The organism is uncultured Microbacterium sp., assembly GCF_963524805.1.
GTDB lineage: Bacteria > Actinomycetota > Actinomycetes > Actinomycetales > Microbacteriaceae > Microbacterium.
Genome location: NZ_CAURGG010000003.1, coordinates 433,817 through 451,931 on the forward strand (window position 1 = coordinate 433,817; position 18,115 = coordinate 451,931).

Annotated in this window: 19 protein-coding genes; 12 read left to right on the forward strand and 7 right to left on the reverse strand. The window is 69.7% G+C overall.

Annotated features, from left to right (window positions below; all coding sequences use genetic code 11):
* The first annotated feature begins 82 nt into the window (after positions 1-82).
* On the forward strand, positions 83-928 hold the full coding sequence (gene proC, locus RWQ91_RS09505; protein ID WP_314505284.1) for a pyrroline-5-carboxylate reductase: 846 nt from the start codon (positions 83-85) through the stop codon (positions 926-928).
* Between the two features lie 3 nt (positions 929-931).
* Here proC and RWQ91_RS09510 read toward each other — a convergent pair whose 3' ends face one another.
* A complete protein-coding gene (locus RWQ91_RS09510) occupies positions 932-1,603 on the reverse strand; it encodes a TrkA family potassium uptake protein (protein ID WP_314505287.1) in 672 nt (223 codons plus the stop codon).
* Positions 1,596-3,035 carry a potassium transporter TrkG gene (locus RWQ91_RS09515; RefSeq protein ID WP_314505290.1) on the reverse strand — a complete coding sequence of 480 codons (1,440 nt, stop codon included), beginning with the start codon at positions 3,033-3,035 and terminating at the stop codon, positions 1,596-1,598. The genes RWQ91_RS09510 and RWQ91_RS09515 overlap by 8 nt, the downstream gene beginning before the upstream one ends.
* A 65-nt stretch (positions 3,036-3,100) precedes the next feature.
* Between RWQ91_RS09515 and RWQ91_RS09520 the strand changes: the two genes are divergently transcribed.
* The 5 genes from RWQ91_RS09520 (at position 3,101) to RWQ91_RS09540 (ending at position 4,794) form a co-directional block, all read left to right on the forward strand.
* On the forward strand, positions 3,101-3,514 hold the full coding sequence (locus RWQ91_RS09520; protein ID WP_314505293.1) for a metalloregulator ArsR/SmtB family transcription factor: 414 nt from the start codon (positions 3,101-3,103) through the stop codon (positions 3,512-3,514).
* A 94-nt stretch (positions 3,515-3,608) separates the two neighbouring features.
* On the forward strand, positions 3,609-3,800 hold the full coding sequence (locus tag RWQ91_RS09525) for a helix-turn-helix domain-containing protein (RefSeq protein ID WP_179434504.1): 192 nt from the start codon (positions 3,609-3,611) through the stop codon (positions 3,798-3,800).
* Between the two features lie 127 nt (positions 3,801-3,927).
* Positions 3,928-4,026: a 30S ribosomal protein bS22 gene (locus RWQ91_RS09530; RefSeq protein ID WP_003792170.1), complete on the forward strand. Its 99-nt coding sequence runs from the start codon at positions 3,928-3,930 to the stop codon at positions 4,024-4,026.
* Positions 4,027-4,240: 214 nt separating this feature from the next.
* Positions 4,241-4,534, forward strand: a complete 294-nt coding sequence (locus RWQ91_RS09535) for a rhodanese-like domain-containing protein (RefSeq protein WP_314505302.1) — start codon at positions 4,241-4,243, stop codon at positions 4,532-4,534.
* Complete coding sequence (locus tag RWQ91_RS09540) at positions 4,531-4,794, forward strand: glutaredoxin family protein (protein ID WP_314505306.1); 264 nt, start codon at positions 4,531-4,533, stop codon at positions 4,792-4,794. The genes RWQ91_RS09535 and RWQ91_RS09540 overlap by 4 nt, the downstream gene beginning before the upstream one ends.
* A 5-nt stretch (positions 4,795-4,799) precedes the next feature.
* On the opposite strand, the gene RWQ91_RS09545 is transcribed toward RWQ91_RS09540, so the two are convergent.
* The 3 genes from RWQ91_RS09545 to aspS all read right to left on the reverse strand — a co-directional run bounded on the left by RWQ91_RS09545 (position 4,800) and on the right by aspS (position 7,243).
* Complete coding sequence (locus tag RWQ91_RS09545) at positions 4,800-4,976, reverse strand: YegP family protein (protein ID WP_314505307.1); 177 nt, start codon at positions 4,974-4,976, stop codon at positions 4,800-4,802.
* Between the two features lie 78 nt (positions 4,977-5,054).
* Positions 5,055-5,867, reverse strand: coding sequence for a tyrosine-protein phosphatase (locus RWQ91_RS09550; protein ID WP_314505310.1), 813 nt, complete (start codon positions 5,865-5,867; stop codon positions 5,055-5,057).
* 23 nt (positions 5,868-5,890) lie between these two features.
* Positions 5,891-7,243: an aspartate--tRNA(Asn) ligase gene (aspS, locus tag RWQ91_RS09555; RefSeq protein ID WP_314505313.1), complete on the reverse strand. Its 1,353-nt coding sequence runs from the start codon at positions 7,241-7,243 to the stop codon at positions 5,891-5,893.
* 44 nt (positions 7,244-7,287) lie between these two features.
* Between aspS and RWQ91_RS09560 the strand changes: the two genes are divergently transcribed.
* The 6 genes from RWQ91_RS09560 to ccsB are packed head-to-tail and all read left to right on the forward strand — an operon-like array spanning position 7,288 to position 12,709.
* Positions 7,288-7,737, forward strand: a complete 450-nt coding sequence (locus RWQ91_RS09560; protein ID WP_314505317.1) for a DUF6264 family protein — start codon at positions 7,288-7,290, stop codon at positions 7,735-7,737.
* Between the two features lie 55 nt (positions 7,738-7,792).
* On the forward strand, positions 7,793-8,422 hold the full coding sequence (locus tag RWQ91_RS09565; protein ID WP_314505319.1) for a histidine phosphatase family protein: 630 nt from the start codon (positions 7,793-7,795) through the stop codon (positions 8,420-8,422).
* Positions 8,422-9,036: a TlpA disulfide reductase family protein gene (locus RWQ91_RS09570; RefSeq protein WP_314505320.1), complete on the forward strand. Its 615-nt coding sequence runs from the start codon at positions 8,422-8,424 to the stop codon at positions 9,034-9,036. Before RWQ91_RS09565 ends, RWQ91_RS09570 begins: the two co-directional genes overlap by 1 nt.
* Positions 9,033-9,887 carry a cytochrome c biogenesis protein CcdA gene (locus tag RWQ91_RS09575; RefSeq protein ID WP_314505322.1) on the forward strand — a complete coding sequence of 285 codons (855 nt, stop codon included), beginning with the start codon at positions 9,033-9,035 and terminating at the stop codon, positions 9,885-9,887. The genes RWQ91_RS09570 and RWQ91_RS09575 overlap by 4 nt, the downstream gene beginning before the upstream one ends.
* Complete coding sequence (locus RWQ91_RS09580; protein ID WP_314505325.1) at positions 9,868-11,625, forward strand: cytochrome c biogenesis protein ResB; 1,758 nt, start codon at positions 9,868-9,870, stop codon at positions 11,623-11,625. Before RWQ91_RS09575 ends, RWQ91_RS09580 begins: the two co-directional genes overlap by 20 nt.
* Positions 11,626-11,629: 4 nt before the next feature.
* Positions 11,630-12,709, forward strand: coding sequence for a c-type cytochrome biogenesis protein CcsB (gene ccsB, locus RWQ91_RS09585; protein WP_314505327.1), 1,080 nt, complete (start codon positions 11,630-11,632; stop codon positions 12,707-12,709).
* 379 nt (positions 12,710-13,088) lie between these two features.
* On the opposite strand, the gene RWQ91_RS09590 is transcribed toward ccsB, so the two are convergent.
* Complete coding sequence (locus tag RWQ91_RS09590; protein ID WP_314505329.1) at positions 13,089-15,083, reverse strand: YhgE/Pip family protein; 1,995 nt, start codon at positions 15,081-15,083, stop codon at positions 13,089-13,091.
* Complete coding sequence (locus RWQ91_RS09595) at positions 15,080-17,959, reverse strand: MMPL family transporter (RefSeq protein WP_314505331.1); 2,880 nt, start codon at positions 17,957-17,959, stop codon at positions 15,080-15,082. Before RWQ91_RS09595 ends, RWQ91_RS09590 begins: the two co-directional genes overlap by 4 nt.
* Positions 17,960-18,115: the final 156 nt, after the last annotated feature.

Consider the following 18,115-nt stretch of genomic DNA (forward strand, 5'->3'; position numbering starts at 1 on the left):
CGCCCCCGGTTCCTCGACTATAGACCCGCCGCTCGAAGCGGTGAGCGGACCATCATCCGCGCCCATCCGTAGACTGACCGGCATGCCCGCAGACACCGCCGACCTGCCCCCCATCGCCATCATCGGCGCCGGATCCATGGGGGGTGCGATCCTTCAGGGGCTCGTCCGATCGGGTCTGGCGACCTCCGGCGTGACCGTCACGAATCGCACCCGTGGGAAGGCCGACGCCCTCGCCGACCTGGACGGCGTGACGAGCATCGCCCTCGAGGAGCGACCCGACGGAAACGCCGAGGCGGCGGCATCCGCCCGCATCGTCCTCATCGGCGTCAAGCCCGCGATGGTGCCCGACCTGCTGCGTGAGCTCGCGCCGCACCTGGCACCCGACACCATCGTGGTGAGCCTCGCCGCGGGCGTCACGATCGCGACGTTCGAGAAGATCCTCGGGGAGCGGGCGAGCGTACTGCGCTCGATGCCCAACACGCCTGCCGTCGTCGGCGCCGCCGTGACCGGACTCGCCGCCGGCACGAACGCGTCTGAGGACGACGTCGCGCTCGTGCGCGCGCTGTTCGAGACCGTGGGCAGCGTGATCGAGGTGCCGGAGTCCCAGATGGACGCGCTCTCGACGATCTCCGGTTCCGGTCCGGCCTATTTCTTTCTGCTCGTCGAGGAGTTCACCCGGGCAGCGGTCGCCAAGGGGTTCACGCAGCCCGAAGCGCGTGCGATGGCGGAGCAGACCTTCATCGGCGCGGCCGCCCTGCTGGCGGCATCCGACGTCGACCCGGCCGAGCTGCGCCGTCGCGTGACCAGCCCCAACGGCACGACCGAACGGGCGATCGGCGTCCTGCAGGACGCACGGCTGGACGAGCTGTTCGGACGGGCGACGGATGCCGCGCTCGCCCGTGCCCGCGAGATGGCCGCCGGCTCCTAGGGCTCAGCGGTCCAGGGCCGCGAAGCGCTCGATGTCGCTGTTCGTGCCGGAGACGATGATCAGGTCGTGATTGGTCACGACAGTGTTCGCCTCGGCGTAGCGGAACGGCTTGCCGGGGCTCTTCACCCCGACGACCGTCACGTTGTACTTCGTGCGGACGCCCGATTCGTTCAGGCCGACACCGCGGATGAACTTGGGCGGGTACATCTTGGCGATCGCGAAGTCGTCGTCGAAGCGGATGAAATCCAGCATGCGTCCGCTGACGAGGTGCGCCACGCGCTCGCCGGCTTCGCGCTCGGGATAGATCACGTGATTGGCGCCCACGCGCGAGAGGATCTTGCCGTGCGACTGCGAGACCGCCTTGGCCCAGATCTGCGGCACCTTCAGGTCGACCAGGTTCGCGGTGATCAGCACCGACGCCTCGATCGAGGAGCCGACGGCCACCACCGCCACCTGGAAGTCACCGGCGCCGACCTGCTTGAGGGCATCGATGTTCTTGGCGTCGGCCTGCACGGCGTGCGTCACGCGCTCGGACCACTTCTGCACGAGGTCAAGGCTCTCGTCGATCGCGAGCACGTCGCGGTCGAGCCGATCGAGCTCTCCCGCGCACGCGGCGCCGAATCGTCCGAGTCCGATCACCAGGACAGGAGCGTCGCTCCTGATGCGCTCAACCAACGATGGGCCTTTCCACGGGCAGCGAGTAGAGCTGCGAACGGGATGTCGCGGCCACGGCCGCGGCGAGTGTCACTGTACCAATGCGCCCCATGAACATCGTCAGGGCCATGACGTAGACCCCCGGATCGGGCAGGCTCGCGGTCAGTCCGGTCGAGAGTCCCACGGTCGCGAACCCCGAGATCACGTCGAACAGCACGTCCTCGACGTGGGATTTCGTCAGGTGGGAGATCGTGATGGTCGACAGCGCGACGATCGTGGCCCCCCACGCGACCACCGAGAGGGCGACGCGCTGCACATCGCTCGGGATGCGGCGGCCGAACGCCTCGACGGACGGGCGGCCCTTCGCCTCGGACCAGACCGCCAGCGCGAGGACGGCGAGGGTCGTGACCTTGATGCCGCCGGCGGTGGAAGCCGAGCCGCCGCCGACGAACATCAGCATCGATCCGACCAGCAGCGACGAGCCGTTGAGCTCGCCGATGTCGACGACCGAGAAACCGCCCGAGCGCGTCATCGCCGACAGGAAGAACGACTGGAAGACGGTGTCCCACGCGTCCCTGCTGCCGAATGTGGCCGGGTTGTCGAACTCGAGAGCGAGAAAAGCGCCCGCACCGACGAAGAACAGCAGCACGGTGGTGATGAGCGTGAGCTTGGCGTGCAGCGTCCAGCGTCGCACGTGCCACTGGTGCTTCCACAGCGTGTAGATCACGGGGAAGCCGATCGAGCCGAGGAAGACCCCGGCCATCATCACGGTGAGGAAGAAGTAGTCGTACTGGAACGGCAGGATGCCGTCGGGGTTCGGCGAGAAGCCGGTGTTGGTGAACGCCATCGCCGCGTAGTACGGGGCCTCCCAGAGCGCCACGAGCGGCTCGACCCCGCCGACGATCAGCGACGGGTACAGCAGCACCGCGATGCCCGCCTCGATCACGAGCGTCGAGAGCGCCACCGTGCGCAGCAGCACGCCGACCTCACCGAGACGCACGGTCTGGCCTTCGTTGACCGGCCCGCCGTGCGCGCGCATCGGGTTCGTGTCGCCGGCGGCGATCAGCTTGGCCCGCAGCCCCAATCGCTTCGAGATGATCAGGCCGAGGATCGAGGCGAGTGTGAGAACGCCCATGGCGCCGACGTTCACGCCGATGAAGACGATGACCTGCCCGAAGCCCGACCAGTACGTCCCCATGTTCACGGTCGACAGGCCGGTCACGCAGATCGTGGAGACCGCGGTGAAGAGGGCATCGGCGAACGGAGCGCGCTGCCCCGTCGCTGTCGCTGCCGGCAGTGACAGCAGGGCCGTGAACAGGAGGATCAGGGTCGCGAAGACGAGCACCGCGAAGCGCGCCGGCGAAGAGGTGGTCAGATCCTGCAGGCGGTCCCACCCGTGGGCGAGAGCACGTGTCGCGCGTCGGACGAACGACCTGTTCGGGTCAGCCGCCATGCCTGGCCCCTTCGCTCGAAACCTGAGTCATGGTACTCCGGGAGATGCCCGACTAACCTAAGCCTATGGCGGACATCTTCGACGTGATCGCGGACGGCACACGTCGCGACATCCTGCAGCTCCTGCTCGATCGCTCATCCGCCGGCGAACGGGGCACGAGCGTGTCGCACATCGTGCACGAACTCGGCGTGAGCCAGCCGACGGTCTCGAAGCACCTCAAGGTCCTGCGCGAGGCGCAGCTGGTCTCGGTGCGCGAAGAAGGACAGCACCGCTACTACAGCCTGTCGGCGGCACCGCTGGACGAGATCGACGACTGGCTGATCCCGTTCCTCGACGACGGAATGGATGCCGCGGCCGACGCTGCCGGCGCCTCGATGCTGCCGGACTCCGCCGCGCACGCCGCCGACACGCTGGGCCGCGCGGCCGCATCCGCCAAGCACGCGCTGGAGAGTGCGCTGAAGAAGCTGCCCGGGCGTTGAGTCGGCGCAGGACGTCCCAGCAGTCACACAGGTTTACACGCGTCGCACCGACACCATAGAGTGTGCTCAGCACGATCCTGGGGAAGGGGAGATCATGGCGGAACTGCCTGATGTGCGCTTCCTGACGGTGGCCGAGGTCGCCGACATCATGCGCGTGTCCAAGATGACGGTCTATCGCCTGGTGCACTCCGGCGAGCTGCCCGCCGTCCGCTTCGGTCGCAGCTACCGGGTGCCCGAGTCCGCGGTGACCGAGGCGCTGCAGCGCCCGATCGCCGACGTGGGCTGACCGACCGGCTCAATCGGCGGTCGGCGCGCCTGATAGACTTCGGTCAGGCATTTTCCGTTCTTGCCGTTCCCGGGCATGACTGCACGCGAGTGCAGGTAGCCCAGACCCCGACTTAGTGAGGTTTTCCGTGGGTTCAGTCATCAAGAAGCGCCGCAAGCGCATGGCGAAGAAGAAGCACCGCAAGCTGCTTCGTAAGACCCGCCACCAGCGCCGCAACAAGAAGTAGCAGCGGCCGCGGGCGCGAGCCCGCGCACACCGAGCGCCTGTCCCGCGGGACGGGCGCTTCGTGTTGCCGACTCCGTCCGCGAGCCCATGCGTTCCTCGCGAACCCATGGGTTCCTGTTCACGCGTACCTGTGGGCTCGCGGGCAGCGCGTGGGTTCGGCGGCCCGACCTCGAGCGCCGGCACCCGACCGGCCGAACTGCGATCAGAATGGGATCATGAAGTCGATCACCGTCGAACAGCGCCGCGCCCGCGAGGACGTGCCCCTCATCGATGTCCGCGAGCCCGACGAGTTCGCCGCTGCGCGCGTTCCCGGCGCGGTCAATCTTCCGATGTCTCGCATCGGCGACCTCCTGCACGAGCTTCCCGAGGGGGAGTTCGACGTGATCTGCGCGGTCGGCGGCCGCTCGGGCCGTGTGGTCGAGGCGTTGGAAGCGCGCGGGTACGACGCAGTGAACGTCGAGGGCGGCACGAACGGCTGGATCAACGCCGGATACCCCGTCGAGCGATGACGGAGCTGATGCTGATCGGCAAGCCCGACTGCCACCTCTGCGATGTCGCCCACGAGGTCGTGGAGACCGTGCTCGCCGAGCTCCCCGACGACGTGGCCGATCGCATCGACGTGACCGAGGCCTCGATCGCCGAGGACCCTGCGCTGTACGAGCTCTGGTGGGAGAAGATCCCGGTCGTGCTCATCGACGGTCGGCTTCACGCGCACTGGCGCGTCGCCCCCGATGGCCTGCGCACCGCGCTGCTCGCGGCGGCCGGCTGAGCGGGTCAGACCTCGACCGTCGCCGCCCCCGGCGCGTTGCTCTTGACCGACTCGATGCCGTTCAGAGCGCTCGCCTTGGACGAGTACCCCTCACTGGTCGCGATGACCTGGCCGTTGGAGGCCTTGAGGTTGAAACGCCACTGACCGCCCTTGTCGGTCCACAGTTCGAACTTGCCCGCCATCGCCCACCCCGTTGTTCGACGCGGCCAGGCGGCCGCTGAGTGTCACGCTAGACCCTCCGGGGACCGCCCGGATAGGTCTCAGGCGGCCAACCGGGCGCGCAGCGCCGACAACTCGAGATCGGTCAGGCCACCCGCGCGCAGGTACCCCGCGGAGCCGCCGTGTGCACGATCGACCCAGTCGAGTGCCTCGGCGACTGCCGAGGCGGGTGTGGCGGCCACGAGCGCGTCGAGCTCGGGTGTGCGAGGCACGCCCATCATGTCGATGAGGGCGAACATGCCGGCAGCCCATTCGCCCGAGAGGTTCGCCTCCGACGAGCTGTAGTCGGCGATGACCGCCTCGCGGTCCGCTCCGACGGCATCCAGCAGCAGGGCCACCGCCACGCCCGTTCGATCCTTGCCCGCCGTGCAGTGCACGAGCACCGCCGCGTCGGAGGACGAAGGGTCGGCGGACGCGACCAGCCGAGCCAGTTCGGCGAAGGCGTCACTGCCGTGCGTCAGCATCGAGACGTAGAGGTCGCCGAGCGGGGGCAGCTGGCTGAGCGCCTGACCGACCGCCGCGGCGGCGGCATCCGGATCCCCCGCCGCCCCCGCCTGCATCGCCTGCTGTGCGAGGCCCGTCAGAGCGCCCTCCAGCAGCGCGAGTTCGACGACGCGGAACGACCGGGTCAGCGGCAGCCGGTCCGGTGCCATGGCACGCTCCATCGGCGTGCGGAAGTCGACGACGGTGCCGATCGGGGTCGCGGCCAACTGTTCCAGCCCGCGCGCGGTCAGACCGCTGAGTGCGTCGGAGCGGTACAGCACGCCTGAGCGGGTCGCCCCGCCGACGCGCAGGGGGATGCCGCCGGTGTCGCGGAAATTGTACGAGCCCTCGAGGAGGGATGCCGCCGCCACGGTACCGTCGCCCCTGCCGGCGACTACGGCGCGAGGCGCGTGGGGCCGCGGAAGAGGAACGTGACCTCGCGGATCGAGGACTCGCCCAGCAAAAGCATCAGCACGCGGGCCAGGCCCATGCCGAAACCGCCGTGCGGGGGCACTCCGTAGCGGAAGAAGTCCAGGTAGTGCTCGAGTCCCTCCAGCGCCAGCCCCTTCTCTCGCGCCTGCTCCTCGAGCACCTCGATGCGGTGCTCGCGCTGGGCTCCGGTGGTGATCTCGACGCCCCGGTAGAGCAGGTCGTAGCTCTTCGTGAGCCCGGTCTCGGCATCCTTCATGTGGTAGAAGGGCCGGATGCCGAAGGGATAGTCCGTCACGAACACGAAATCGTGATCGAAGTTCTCCTTGACGTGCGCCGACACCTGACGCTCGCCCTCGGGCTCGAGGTCTCCGTCGGTGCGCTGCGTCTCGTGTCCGCGCGCGGCCACGATCTCACGCGCCTCGGACAGCGGGATGCGCGGGAAGGGGATGGTCGGAACAGTCACCTCGACGCCGAAGAGCTCCGCGATCTCGGCACCGTGCTTGTCCTTGACCGCGGCGATCGCGAAGGCAAGCAGCTCCTCCTGCATGGCGGCGACGTCCTCGTGGGAGTCGATCCAGCTGATCTCGGCATCCACGCTCGTGAACTCCGTCGCGTGGCGGGACGTGAACGAGGGGTCGGCGCGGTAGACGTCGCCGATCTCGAAGATCTTGCCGAAGCCGGCCGACTGGGCCATCTGCTTGTAGTGCTGCGGGCTCTGCGCGAGGTAGGCCGTCTGGTCGCCGAAGTACTCCAGCGAGAACAGTTCGGCGTTGGACTCGGACGGGCTCGACATCAGCTTCGGGGTGTGGACCTCGATGTAGTCCCGCTCGACCCACCAGGTGCGCATCGCGTGCTCGAGCGTGGTCGAGACGCGGAAGATCAGGTTGTTGCGGCGCTGGCGGAGGTCGAGGAATCGCCAGTCCATGCGCTTGTCCAAGCCGCTGTCGGCCGCGATCGGCGTCTCGGGCAGGGCGAGGGAGGCCACCTCGAGCGAGGCCACCTTGATCTCCACGCCGCCGAGCTTGACCCGCTCGTCGTGCTTGAGCTCGCCGTGAACGGTGAGGAACGTGCCGGTGGTGAGCGCGGAGATCGTGTCGGTGAGCGCCAGTGCGGCGGCATCCTGCGGCTCGGCGCCCTCGACGGGCTCGACCGGCGGACGCGTCGCCGGGTTGACCAGCTGCGCGGCGCCCGTCTCATCGCGCAGGATAACGAACTGCACCTTCTTCTGATCGCGGACGGTCTCGACCCACCCGGACACGGAGACCGGACCGTCGGGAAGGGACTGCAGCTGCTTGATCAGAACGCGTTGACTCACGAGGGGACAGTCTACGGGCCGGACTGCCGCCCTATGATGAGCGCGTGACGACGCTGCCTCCCGCCTACGGCCCCCCGCCGGGCCCACCCGAGCAGTCGGCCGGTCCCTACGGCTACCCCGTCGCGCCCTACGGCTACGCGGTGCCGCCCCCGGGCAGGCGACCGCTGCGCACGTGGGACCTCGTCCTCACGATCGTCCTGCTGGTGCTCGCGGGTGTGCTGGCGGCGATCATGTCGTTCTTCGGGTTCTTCCTCGCGATGGCCGGCGACGCGTGCGGCGCCCGCGACTGCAATTCCGACCTCATCGCCACGGGGCTGATGGTCGCTGTCGCGCTGCCGTGGCTCGTGCTGATCCTGGTGGCCATCGTCGCGATCGTGCTGCTGGTCAAGCGCCGTCTTGCGTTCTGGGTGCCGCTGGTCGGCTGCGCGCTGATCATCGCCTCGTGGCCGCTCGGAGCGCTCATCGCGTCGGCCGGAGTGCCGGGAGCGCTGTAGCCGCTCACGGCCGCCGTCCAGGCTGCCCCACGGACTGCCCACGTAGACTGAAGGGGTGCCCGCCGACCGCCTCCATCTCGTGCGCCACGGAGAGGTTCACAACCCTCGCCGCGTGCTGTACGGGCGGCTTCCCGGCTTCGGCCTGAGCGCCGACGGGCGAAGGATGGCCCGCCAGGCGGCGCAGTACATCCACGGCCTCGGACGACCAGTCGGCGCGCTCGTGTGTTCGCCGCTGCAGCGTGCGCGCGAGTCGTCCGAGCCGTTCACGGAGTTGCTGGGAATGGACCCGCTGATCGACGAGCGCGTCATCGAGCCGACGAACGTGTTCGAGGGCAAGCGGATGAGCCGTGCCCTTCGCAATCCGATGAACTGGCGATACCTCTCCCGGCCCGAGATCCCGTCCTGGGGTGAGCCGTACGAACAGGTCGTCGAGCGGATGCAGTCCGCGATGACACAGCTCTGGCATGAGACCGAATCCGGCGACGTCGTCGTCGTCAGCCATCAGCTGCCGATCTGGGTGACCCACCTCTTCGTCGCGGGCCTGCCGACCCGCCACGACCCAAGGGTGCGGCGCTGCGCGCTCTCGAGCATCACGACATTCGAGCTCGTCGGCGATGTCTGGCGCGAGACGGACTACGTCGAGCCGGCCTCGACCGCGGACGCCGTCGACGTCGGAGCCGTCTGATGCGCGGCATCCGTTCGTCTGTTGTGACGCGCGCCGCCGCGACCCTCCTCGCCGGCGCAGCAGCCCTCTCGCTCGCGGCGTGCGCGAACGACCCGCTCGCCGATCAGTACCGGGCCGGCGACAACAAGGGGTTCATCTCGGGGGACGGCGCCGTGACCGAGATCCCGGCCGACCAGCGCGGCGAGCCGATCGAGTTCGCCGCCACCACCGAGAACGGCGACGCGGTCTCGAGCGATGACTACGCCGGCGACGTGCTCGTCGTCAACTTCTGGTACGCCGCGTGCGGCCCGTGCCGCGCGGAGGCCGCCGACCTCGAGGCGGTGCACGGCGAGTTCGCGGGGGAGGACGTCGCCTTCCTCGGCGTGAACACGATCGACTCGGCGGCCGCCGCCGCCGCCTTCGCGAACACCTACGGGATCACCTATCCCAGCGCCATCGCCTCGGAGACCCCCGCGATCAAGCTCTCCTTCGCCGAGAAGACGCCCATCCAGGCGACACCGACGACGCTGATCCTGGATGCCGAAGGCCGCGTCGCGGCGCGCATCATCGGCCAGCTGCCCGATCGATCGATCCTCAAGACTCTCGTGCGCGAGACGCTCGAGGAGTCCCCGTGAACCCCGGCGCGATCATCGCCGACGGCGCACTGTGGATCGCCCTGCCGATCGCGGTGCTCGCGGGACTGGTGTCGTTCCTGTCGCCCTGCGTCCTGCCCCTCGTTCCCGGCTACCTGGGCTTCATCGGCGGGGCGGTCGCGCCGCGGGCACCCGAGCGTCGGAGCATCGCGCCGACGTCGGAGGATTCGACCGGAATGCTCCGACGCGCGGGCGATTCTCCGACGCAGAGAGTGGATGCCGCGCCCGCGGCGACCCTGATCGACGCCGAGCCGAGCCGCGGCCGGCTGCTGGGCGGCGTGCTCCTGTTCATCGCCGGATTCACTGTCGTGTTCATGGCGGTCAACATCCTGGGAGGCACCGTCGGGCGCTTCTTCCTGGAGTACGCCGACGCGATCACCCGGGTCATGGGAGTGGTCGTCATCCTGCTCGGGCTCGTCTTCATCGGCCTGTTCGGGTTCGCCCAGCGGACCTTCAAGCCGCAGGTGCGCGGCAACCTGGGGCTGGTCGGAGCGCCCCTGCTCGGTGTCGCCCTCGGCATCGGCTGGGCGCCGTGCATCGGCCCGACACTCGGGGCGATCCTCGCGATCTCATGGAACTTCGGCGATCCGCTTCGGGCAGGACTCCTGGGCCTGGCCTACTCGCTCGGCCTCGGCATCCCGTTCATCCTGATCACGCTCGGCTTCGGCTGGGCGACGCGCTCGGTCGGGTTCCTGCGTCGTCACATCCGCACCGTCAACATCATCGGCGGCGTGCTCCTGGTGATCCTCGGCGTCCTCATGGTCTCCGGCGTCTGGACGGCGATGATGGCGCAGCTGCAGGGGGTGTTCCTGAATGTCCCCCTCCCGCTCTGACGCACCCGATCCGGCTCTGACCGAGGGGACGCTGCGGCCGGCCGATCACGCCGACACCGCCGCGCCCGCATCCGAGGACATCGCCCAGCCCGCGCTCGGTCCGGCCGGCTGGCTGCGGTGGGGGTGGCGCCAGCTGACGAGCATGCGCACCGCCCTCGTGCTGCTGCTGCTGCTCGCGATCGCCGCTGTCCCGGGGTCGATCGTGCCGCAGCGCAGCGCCGACCCGAACGGCGTGACGCAGTACTTCGTCGACAACCCCGACCTCGCGCCGGTGCTGGACGGCCTCCAGCTGTTCGACGTCTACACGTCGGCCTGGTTCTCGGCGATCTACATCCTGCTGTTCATCTCGCTCATCGGCTGCGTGATCCCGCGCACCAGGCATCACTGGAAGGCCCTGCGCGCGCGCCCGCCGCGCACGCCGGCGCGGCTCGAGCGGCTGGCCGATCACCGATCGTCGATCGTGGAACTGGCGCCCGGTGTCGCCTCCGACGCGGCGGCGACCACCGCGATCGAGTCGGCGGCCGAGCAGCTGCGGCGCGGCGGCTACCGCGTCGAGCGGTACGACGGCCGGGGCACGCTGTCCGTCTCGGCCGAGCGCGGCTACGTCCGCGAGACCGGCAACCTCGTCTTCCACACCGCTTTGATCGGCGTGCTGGTGGCCGTCGGCGTCGGCGGCGGTTACACCTACACGGGGCAGGGCGTGATCATCGAGGGCGGCACCTTCGTCAACACCCTGCTGGATTACACCTCCTTCAATCCGGGGCGCTTCGTCGACGAGGAGACCCTGACCCCCTACTCGCTCACACTCGACGAGTTCAGCGTGACCTATCAGCCCTTCGGCACCCGGGGCGCGGGCCAGGCGGGGGACTTCGTGGCCCACCTCACGACGCAGCTGGCGGGGCAGGATCCGCAGCAGGGCGAGGTGCGGGTGAACCATCCGCTCGAGATGGCGGGCGATCGGGTGTACCTGATGGGCAACGGCTACGCCCCGACCATTACGATCCGCAACGCGGCGGACGACGTGGTGTTCTCCGAATCGGTGCCGTTCCTCGCGCAGGACACCAACATGACCTCGCTCGGAGTCATCAAGGTTCCCGACGGCATGCCCGAGCAGCTCGGCCTCGTGGGCTTCTTCTACCCGACCCAGGCTCCGCTGACCTCGGGCGCGTTCACATCGGCCTATCCGTCGCTGAGCAACCCCGTGATGACCCTCGACGTCTACGAGGGCGACCTCGGCATCGACGACGGCACGCCGCGCTCGGTGTACGCGCTGGACACCGGAGACATGACTCAGCTGACCGGCCGGGCGATCGACGTCGATTCGCTCGAACTCGCGCCGGGTGAGACGGTCGACCTGCCCGACGGACTCGGCACGATCACGTTCGAGAACGAGTCGCCGGAGGGCGCGACCGGCTACGAGCAGTCCGTGAAGCGCTTCGTGTCGCTCTCGATTCACCGCGACGCTGCGGCCACCTGGGTGCTCGCGTTCGCCGTGCTCGCTGTCCTGGGCCTGCTGGCGGCGCTGTTCGTGCCCCGCCGCCGCATGTGGGTGAAGATCCGGCCGGAGGGGCACACCCTTCACATCGAGTACGCGGGTCTGGCCCGCGGCGAGGATCCGACGATCGGCGCTGCGCTGGAGCAGTTCGCCCAGAGGCACGAGAGCGGCCTCGAGCCGCTGCTGCGCCCGCCGGCCGATGTCACCGGACCGGACTCGCCGCGCGCGCCCCGCGTAGACTGACACCATGCCCGGCACCCTCACCCTCGACGCGGTCTCCGTGCTGCTGGTCTGGACCGCGATCTCGGTCTATGCCTTCGCCTTCATCGCCTACGCGGTCGATCTGTCCCGCCGCGGTGCCCTCAGCGCCGAGGCGCAGGATGCCGCGCTGCGGGAACGCGAACTCGTCTCGGTCGCCGCCGGTGGGCAGGCCGCAGCGGCGCCCTCGTCCTCGGGGCGGGACGCGAACACGCGCCTGCGGGCACAGGAGCGGGAGGCCGAGGCGGCTTTCCAGGCTCGTCCCGGCGACCGCCCGCGCATGCTGTGGGCGCGCATCGGCACATCGCTCACGGTGCTCGGACTGCTGTTCCACATCGCCGGCGATGTCACGCGCGGCATCGCGGCGGGCCGGGTGCCCTGGTCGAACATGTACGAGTTCGCCCTCACCGGCACGATGCTGATCGTCGCGGTCTACCTGGTCTCGCTGCTGCGCTACGACCTCCGCTTCCTCGGCTCGTTCATCACGGGATTGGTCGTCCTCCTCCTCGGCGGCGCGGCGCTCGGGTTCTACGTCGAGATCTCGCCGCTCATGGATCCGCTCAAGAGCATCTGGCTCGTCATCCATGTGTTCGTCGCCTCCCTTGCCACCGCGATCTTCGCCTTGGCGTTCGGCCTGTCCGTGCTGCAGCTGATGCAGGCGCGGCGCGAGCGCAAGACCGCCGCGCTGGTCGACGCCTCGAGCGAAGCCGTGGCCGCGGCCAAGACGGGTCCTCGCTTCCTGCGGACACTGCCCGGCAGCGACGCGCTCGAATCGATCGCGTACCGCTTCGCGATCATCGGCTTCATCTTCTGGACGTTCACCCTGATCGCCGGCTCGATCTGGGCGAACGACGCCTGGGGACGCTATTGGGGTTTCGACACCAAAGAGGTGTGGACCTTCGTCATCTGGGTCCTCTACGCCGGATACATCCACGCACGCGCCACCCGCGGATGGCGAGGCTCGCGCTCGGCCTGGCTGTCGATCATCGGGTTCAGCGCCGTGATGTTCAACTTCACGATCGTGAACATGTTCTTCAAGGGCCTGCACGCATACTCCGGCTTGAGCTGACAGAGCCGAGCACGCGCCGGTCTTGACGCGGTCCTGCATCGGGGTCTACGTTTCTCGCGGATGGACGCGTCGACTTGGGGGTCGCGCAGAGTGAGCCGGTTCGGGGGAGCCGCACGAGCGAGCAGGGGTGCGCCGGCGCTTTGTCAGAGTTCGACCGGGACGACAGGCGCGCGACATGATCGAGTGCAGGAGCAGCAAGCGATGGGGCAGCGCTCACTCAGCGCTTCGAACATGCGCGCACGCGCCTTTCGTCGGGTCCGGCTTCGAAGCGGGGGACAGCCGGGTCGCGGCTGCCGTGCTGAAGCGCCGATGCGCGTGAACTCTGATTGAGCCCGTTGCCGAGGGCGTTGGGGCGCCCCCGGCAACCCGGGCTGCCGTCCTACGCGGGCGCCGCGGACGCGGCCAGCAGATCGTTCGGCCGCGCCACTCGTCGCCGGGCCACGGCGATCGTCGTCGCGATGAAGGCGAGGCCGGCCCAGATCACCAACCCGGCGATCGCGGCGCCGAGACCTCCGGCATCCGTCAGCGCAGCGAGCATGCCGTTGTAGGCGGGCGCGGTCGGCAGAAGCGCGGCCGCGTCGGCGAGCGGCCCGGGGACGGTGGAGACGACACCCGTCGCCACGGCGAGCACGCCCACGAGGGCGGCGAGCCACCGGCCGGCGCCGCCGAAGACCGCGACCAGCGCCTGGTTGACGGCGGCGAACGCGATGCCGGCGATGACGCAGAGCGCCGCGAAGAGCGACCACCGGCCCCCGTCGTACGAAGCCGCCAGCTGCACGACGCCGGCGACCATCAGCCCCTGCACGGCGCCGAGAGCTGCGGCGGGGGCGAATCCGCGCAATGCCAGCGCGGCCGAAGGCGACCGGGAGGTGAGGGCGCGCCGCGAAGCGGCCTGCAGCGCGACGAAGGTGCCCAACCCGCCGAACCAGAGCGCCAGGGTCGCGAGAAGGGGCACGGCCGAGGCGCCGAAGAGAGACGATCCGACGCCCTCGGCAGCGACCGGGTCGGCGACGACCGCGGCGAGGCTGGTCGCATCGCTGTCGGTGTACGACGGCAGCGCGGTCGCGGCCTGGTCGAGGCCGTCGGCGAGCGTCGAGGTGCCGCCGGCGAGCTCGGCGACGCCGCCCGCGAGCGAGGTCGCCCCGTCGGATGCCTGCGTCGCCCCGTCCGCCAGCTGCGCCGCGCCGGACTGCAGGCCCCGCGCGCCATCGGCGGACTGGGCATTGCCGTCGGCGAGCTGCGTCAGGCCGCCTGCCAGAGTGCGCGTCTGCGTGGCCGCCTCGGTCAGCCCGGCGCTGGTCTGAGAGGTGAGCTGCTGGATGCCCGCGGCCGTCGGAGCGGCGTAGCCGCTGGTGTAGCCCGCGCTCGTGGCGGCGGCCACAGCATCGGTCGCGGCGGTGCCGGCTGAGGCTGCCGCAGCACCGACCTCGTGGCAGAATGCCTGGGATGCCCCCGAAGCGAGGCATTCTGCTGCCAGCCCGCCCAGTGTCTGGGCGAGACCGCCCACGCTCTGCGCGACACCGGCCGTCTGCGACGCCGTCGTGGCCGCGTAGGTCGCGGTCGCCTGGGCCGCACCGACCAGTTCCTGGTTGTTCACCTGAGCAGCAGCGGTGTCCAGTCCTGCCGCGAGCTGGTTCGCACCGTTCGCGGCGTCGCCCGTGCCGGATGCGATGGTGTCCAGTCCACTGCCGAGCTGTCCCGCGCCCGATGCGAGCTGCGACGCGCCGTCGCCGAGCTGCGCGATGCCCCCGGGCAGCTGTGCCGCGCCGTCGGCCGCCTGCGCGGCACCGTCGGCGAGCTGTCGTGCCCCACCGGCCGCCTCGCCCAGCTGGTCGCCGAGCGTCGTGAACCCGAGGAAGACGTTCTCGAGGAACACCTCCGAGAGCTGGGTGCCGAGGATGGATGCCGCCGCCGAGGTGACCTGCGCCGTGATGGCGTCGTCGACGACCTTGGAGTCCGGGGGAGTGGAGACCTCGATGGTCGCCTGCTCGGGCACGCCGCCGGGAGCGGTCGAAGTGGCGGCGGCGGAGAAGTTGTCCGGGATGGTCACGACGGCCTGATACGTGCCATCGGCCAGACCCTCGGCCGCGTCCTGCGCGTTCGAGATCGTCCAGTCCAGATTGCTGGCGATCTCGTCGGACCCCTCGACGAGGCCCGCCGTGAGCTGACGGCCGAGCGGCACGAGCTGATCGTCGATCGTGACGGGCTCGTCCTCGTTCACGATCGCGGCGCTCATGTTGTCGAGCCGCTCGGCCGGGTTGTACAGCGCGGCGACGAGGATGCCGCCGATCAGTACGGGCAGCAGCAGCACCCCGATGAGGGTGAGCCAGGTGATAGGGCGGCGCGTACGGGCGCGCTCGATGTGCAGGGTCATGCGTTCACCTCGGTGGCAGGAACAGTGAGGGGGGCGCCGTCAGGCGCGGATGCGGCCGGAGCGGCTGAGACCGGATCCGACGGCGCCGGGTCAGCCGGCGTGACGTCGAGCACTGGCACGTCGAACCATCCCGCGTCGGCGAGCAGCGCGAGTGCGGCGTCGGGCAGCGTCGAGGACGCGAGGATCGTGAGCCCGGGTGACGCGGCGGCGGCCTCACGCAGCGCAGTGGAGGCGCTCTCGAGCGCCGCCCCCGGAGCGAGGGCGTCGAGACCGTCGATCACCACGATGCCCGGGCGCCCCGAGAGCGCCCTGCGAAGTTCGCGCAGCGGCTCGGCCGAGCCCTCGAGCATCGCCACGCCGACGTGCGAGCGCACCCAGGCTTCCCGACCGGGCAGCAGGTGGCCGCCGACACGGGCATTCCCCTCGAGGGGCGCGCGTCCCGCGAGTGCCAGCAGCAGAGCGCGGGGACCCCGTGCATCCGACGCGGTCAGGACCAGTGCGCCCCCGGGCTCGACGCGGAGGGCCACGCCATCGACGAGACGCACATCGCCCGCCGTCACCCGGGTGCCCTCGGCGACGACCGCGGCACTCGACTCGGGCTCGGGCCAGTCGGTGAGCGCGATCTCCCGCTCCACCGCTTCTCCCTCGATGTCGAAGTGCGGAAGCACCCGGTCGAGCCAGCGCGGCAACCACCACGCCTTGTCGCCGAGCAGGGCCATCACGGCCGGCACGAGCGTCATGCGCACCAGGAACGCGTCGATCGCGATGCCGACCGCGAGGCCCAGCGCGATCGGCTTGATGGCCGTGTCGCCCTCGGGGATGAAGGCGGCGAAGACCGAGAACATGATGATCGCGGCGGCCGTCACCACGCGAGCCGAGGCGGTGAAGCCCGATCGCACGGCGCCCACGGCGATGTCGCGGTCGTGGTGTCCGCCCAGGGCGCGAACCTTATGGACGTAGTCCTCCCGCATGCGCGAGACCAGGAAGACCTCGTAGTCCATCGCGAGCCCGAACAGCACTCCCATCAGCAGGATCGGCATAAAGCTGATGACCGGCCCGGTCTTGGCCACGTGCAGCAGATCTGCGCCTACGCCGTGCTCGAAGACGAGCGCGACGACGCCGAAAGCGGCGGCGACGGAGAGCAGGTATCCCAGCGCCGCCTTGATCGGCACCCAGAACGACCGGAAGACGATCATGAGCAGGACGAGGGAGAGGCCGACAACGAAGATCCCGAACGGCACGAGCGCCGCTCCGAGGCGGTCGGAGATGTCGATCGCGACGGCAGTGAATCCGGTGACCTTGAGGTCGACGCCGTACTCCTCAAGCCATTCGTCATGGTGCGAGCGCAGTTCGCGCACCAGTTCGGCCGTCGCGGGGTCGTCCGGCGCGGTGGTCGGGATGAGCTGGACGATGCCCGTGTCGGCGGTCTCGTTCGGAGTCGCCAGTGCCACCTCCTCCACGCCCGGGATCGTCTCGACCTCGTCCGCCAGATCCTGCATGAGGCCGAGGGGATCGGTCGAGGTGACGATCGTCCCGGTGAGGATGAGCGGGCCGTTGAAGCCCGGACCGAAGTTCTCCGAGGTCAGATCGTAGGCCTGCCGGGCTTCGCTCGTCTCCGGCTGCATTCCGGCGTTCGGCAGGGCGAGCGTGAGGCTCGTGGCGGGGATCGCCAGGGCGCCCAGACCGGCGACGACGGCCACGGTGGTGATGACCGGGTGCCGGGTGACGCCCGAGACCCAGCGGTCGGCGAAACCTCGCCGCGCTCCGGCCGCCGGCGCGACGACAGCCGCGGGGCGCGAGGAGCGGGTGGCGCGGGGTGCGCGGGCGGCGCGGGGCGCGCGCGCACGACGCTTCCAGCCGACGACCCGCCCCTTCGCGAAGCCGAGCAGAGCCGGTGTCAGCGAGATCGCCACCAGCACCGCGATCGCGACGGCGACCGATGCGGCGATGCCCATCGTGGTCAGGAACGGGATGCCGGCGAAGGACAGTCCGATGAGTGCGATCAGCACGGTCACTCCCGCGAACACCACCGCCGATCCGGCCGTCGCGGTGGCGCGGGCGACGGACTCCTCCGGATCGACTCCGGAGCGCACCTGATCCTGATGTCGGGCGACGATGAACAGCGCGTAGTCGATGCCGACCGCGAGGCCCAGCATCACGGCCAGCAGCGGTGTCGTCGAGGAGATCGACGCGAAGGCCGTCGCGACGAAGATCAGCGCGATGGCGAGCGCGACGCCGATCAATGCGCTGATCAGGGGGAACCAGGCCACTGCGAACGAGCGGAATGTGATGATCAGGACGAACAGGGCGACGAGCACGCCGACCGCCTCGATCAGTGAGATCGCCGGCACCGACTGGGAGAACAGGTCGCCGCCGATCGCGATCTGCGAGCCCGACGGCAAGGCGTCCTGCAGTTCGGCACTGATGTCGCGGAGCTGCTCCTTGGTCTCGGGTGTCACATCGGTGGCCTGGCCGTCGAACTGCAGGCGGATGATCGCCGCGCCGTCGTCCTCCGAGACGAGCCCGGACACCATCTCGTCGAACGGATCGGTCACCGCCAGAACGCCGTCGAGGTCCTCGAGCTGACCGATCGCGTCCTCGATCTCACTGGCGTACGGATCCTGGTCGACCCGGTCCCCGGGGGCGGCGACCACGACGAGCTGCGCGCTCGTTCCGCTCGCCTGCGGGAACGACCGGCTCAGCTGCTCGAGACCGGCCTGCGCTTCCGTGCCCGGAATCGAGAAGGAGTTGTTCGTGCCCTGCATGAACACAGCGGCGCTGCCGCCGGCGACGCCCAGCAGCAGCAGCCAGGCGATCAGCACGCGCCACGAGTGGCGGTACGACCAGCGACCGAGCGCATACAGGAGAGTGGACACAGCGCCTCCGCGTGATTGAACTGCGTGAGAGTTTCAGAGAAGATGGATACAGCGCTGTATCGGATACATGAGTGTATCGTAGAGCGCGGCCGAGAGGCGAAGCTGAGTGCTGAGTGTGTATTTCAGCCCGCTCGCCCACCCCGAGGTCCTGCCGTG

Excerpts from the sequence above, each read along its gene's own strand:
- RWQ91_RS09525 (WP_179434504.1), top strand. The coding sequence starts at position 3,609 with ATGGCGGAACTGCCTGATGTGCGCTTCCTGACGGTGGCCGAGGTCGCC.
- RWQ91_RS09535 (WP_314505302.1), top strand. The coding sequence starts at position 4,241 with ATGAAGTCGATCACCGTCGAACAGCGCCGCGCCCGCGAGGACGTGCCC.
- RWQ91_RS09540 (WP_314505306.1), top strand. The coding sequence starts at position 4,531 with ATGACGGAGCTGATGCTGATCGGCAAGCCCGACTGCCACCTCTGCGAT.
- RWQ91_RS09515 (WP_314505290.1), bottom strand. The coding sequence starts at position 3,035 with ATGGCGGCTGACCCGAACAGGTCGTTCGTCCGACGCGCGACACGTGCT.
- RWQ91_RS09590 (WP_314505329.1), bottom strand. The coding sequence starts at position 15,083 with ATGACCCTGCACATCGAGCGCGCCCGTACGCGCCGCCCTATCACCTGG.
- ccsB (WP_314505327.1), top strand. The coding sequence starts at position 11,630 with ATGCCCGGCACCCTCACCCTCGACGCGGTCTCCGTGCTGCTGGTCTGG.
- RWQ91_RS09520 (WP_314505293.1), top strand. The coding sequence starts at position 3,101 with ATGGCGGACATCTTCGACGTGATCGCGGACGGCACACGTCGCGACATC.
- proC (WP_314505284.1), top strand. The coding sequence starts at position 83 with ATGCCCGCAGACACCGCCGACCTGCCCCCCATCGCCATCATCGGCGCC.
- RWQ91_RS09580 (WP_314505325.1), top strand. The coding sequence starts at position 9,868 with ATGTCCCCCTCCCGCTCTGACGCACCCGATCCGGCTCTGACCGAGGGG.
- RWQ91_RS09545 (WP_314505307.1), bottom strand. The coding sequence starts at position 4,976 with ATGGCGGGCAAGTTCGAACTGTGGACCGACAAGGGCGGTCAGTGGCGT.
- RWQ91_RS09570 (WP_314505320.1), top strand. The coding sequence starts at position 8,422 with ATGCGCGGCATCCGTTCGTCTGTTGTGACGCGCGCCGCCGCGACCCTC.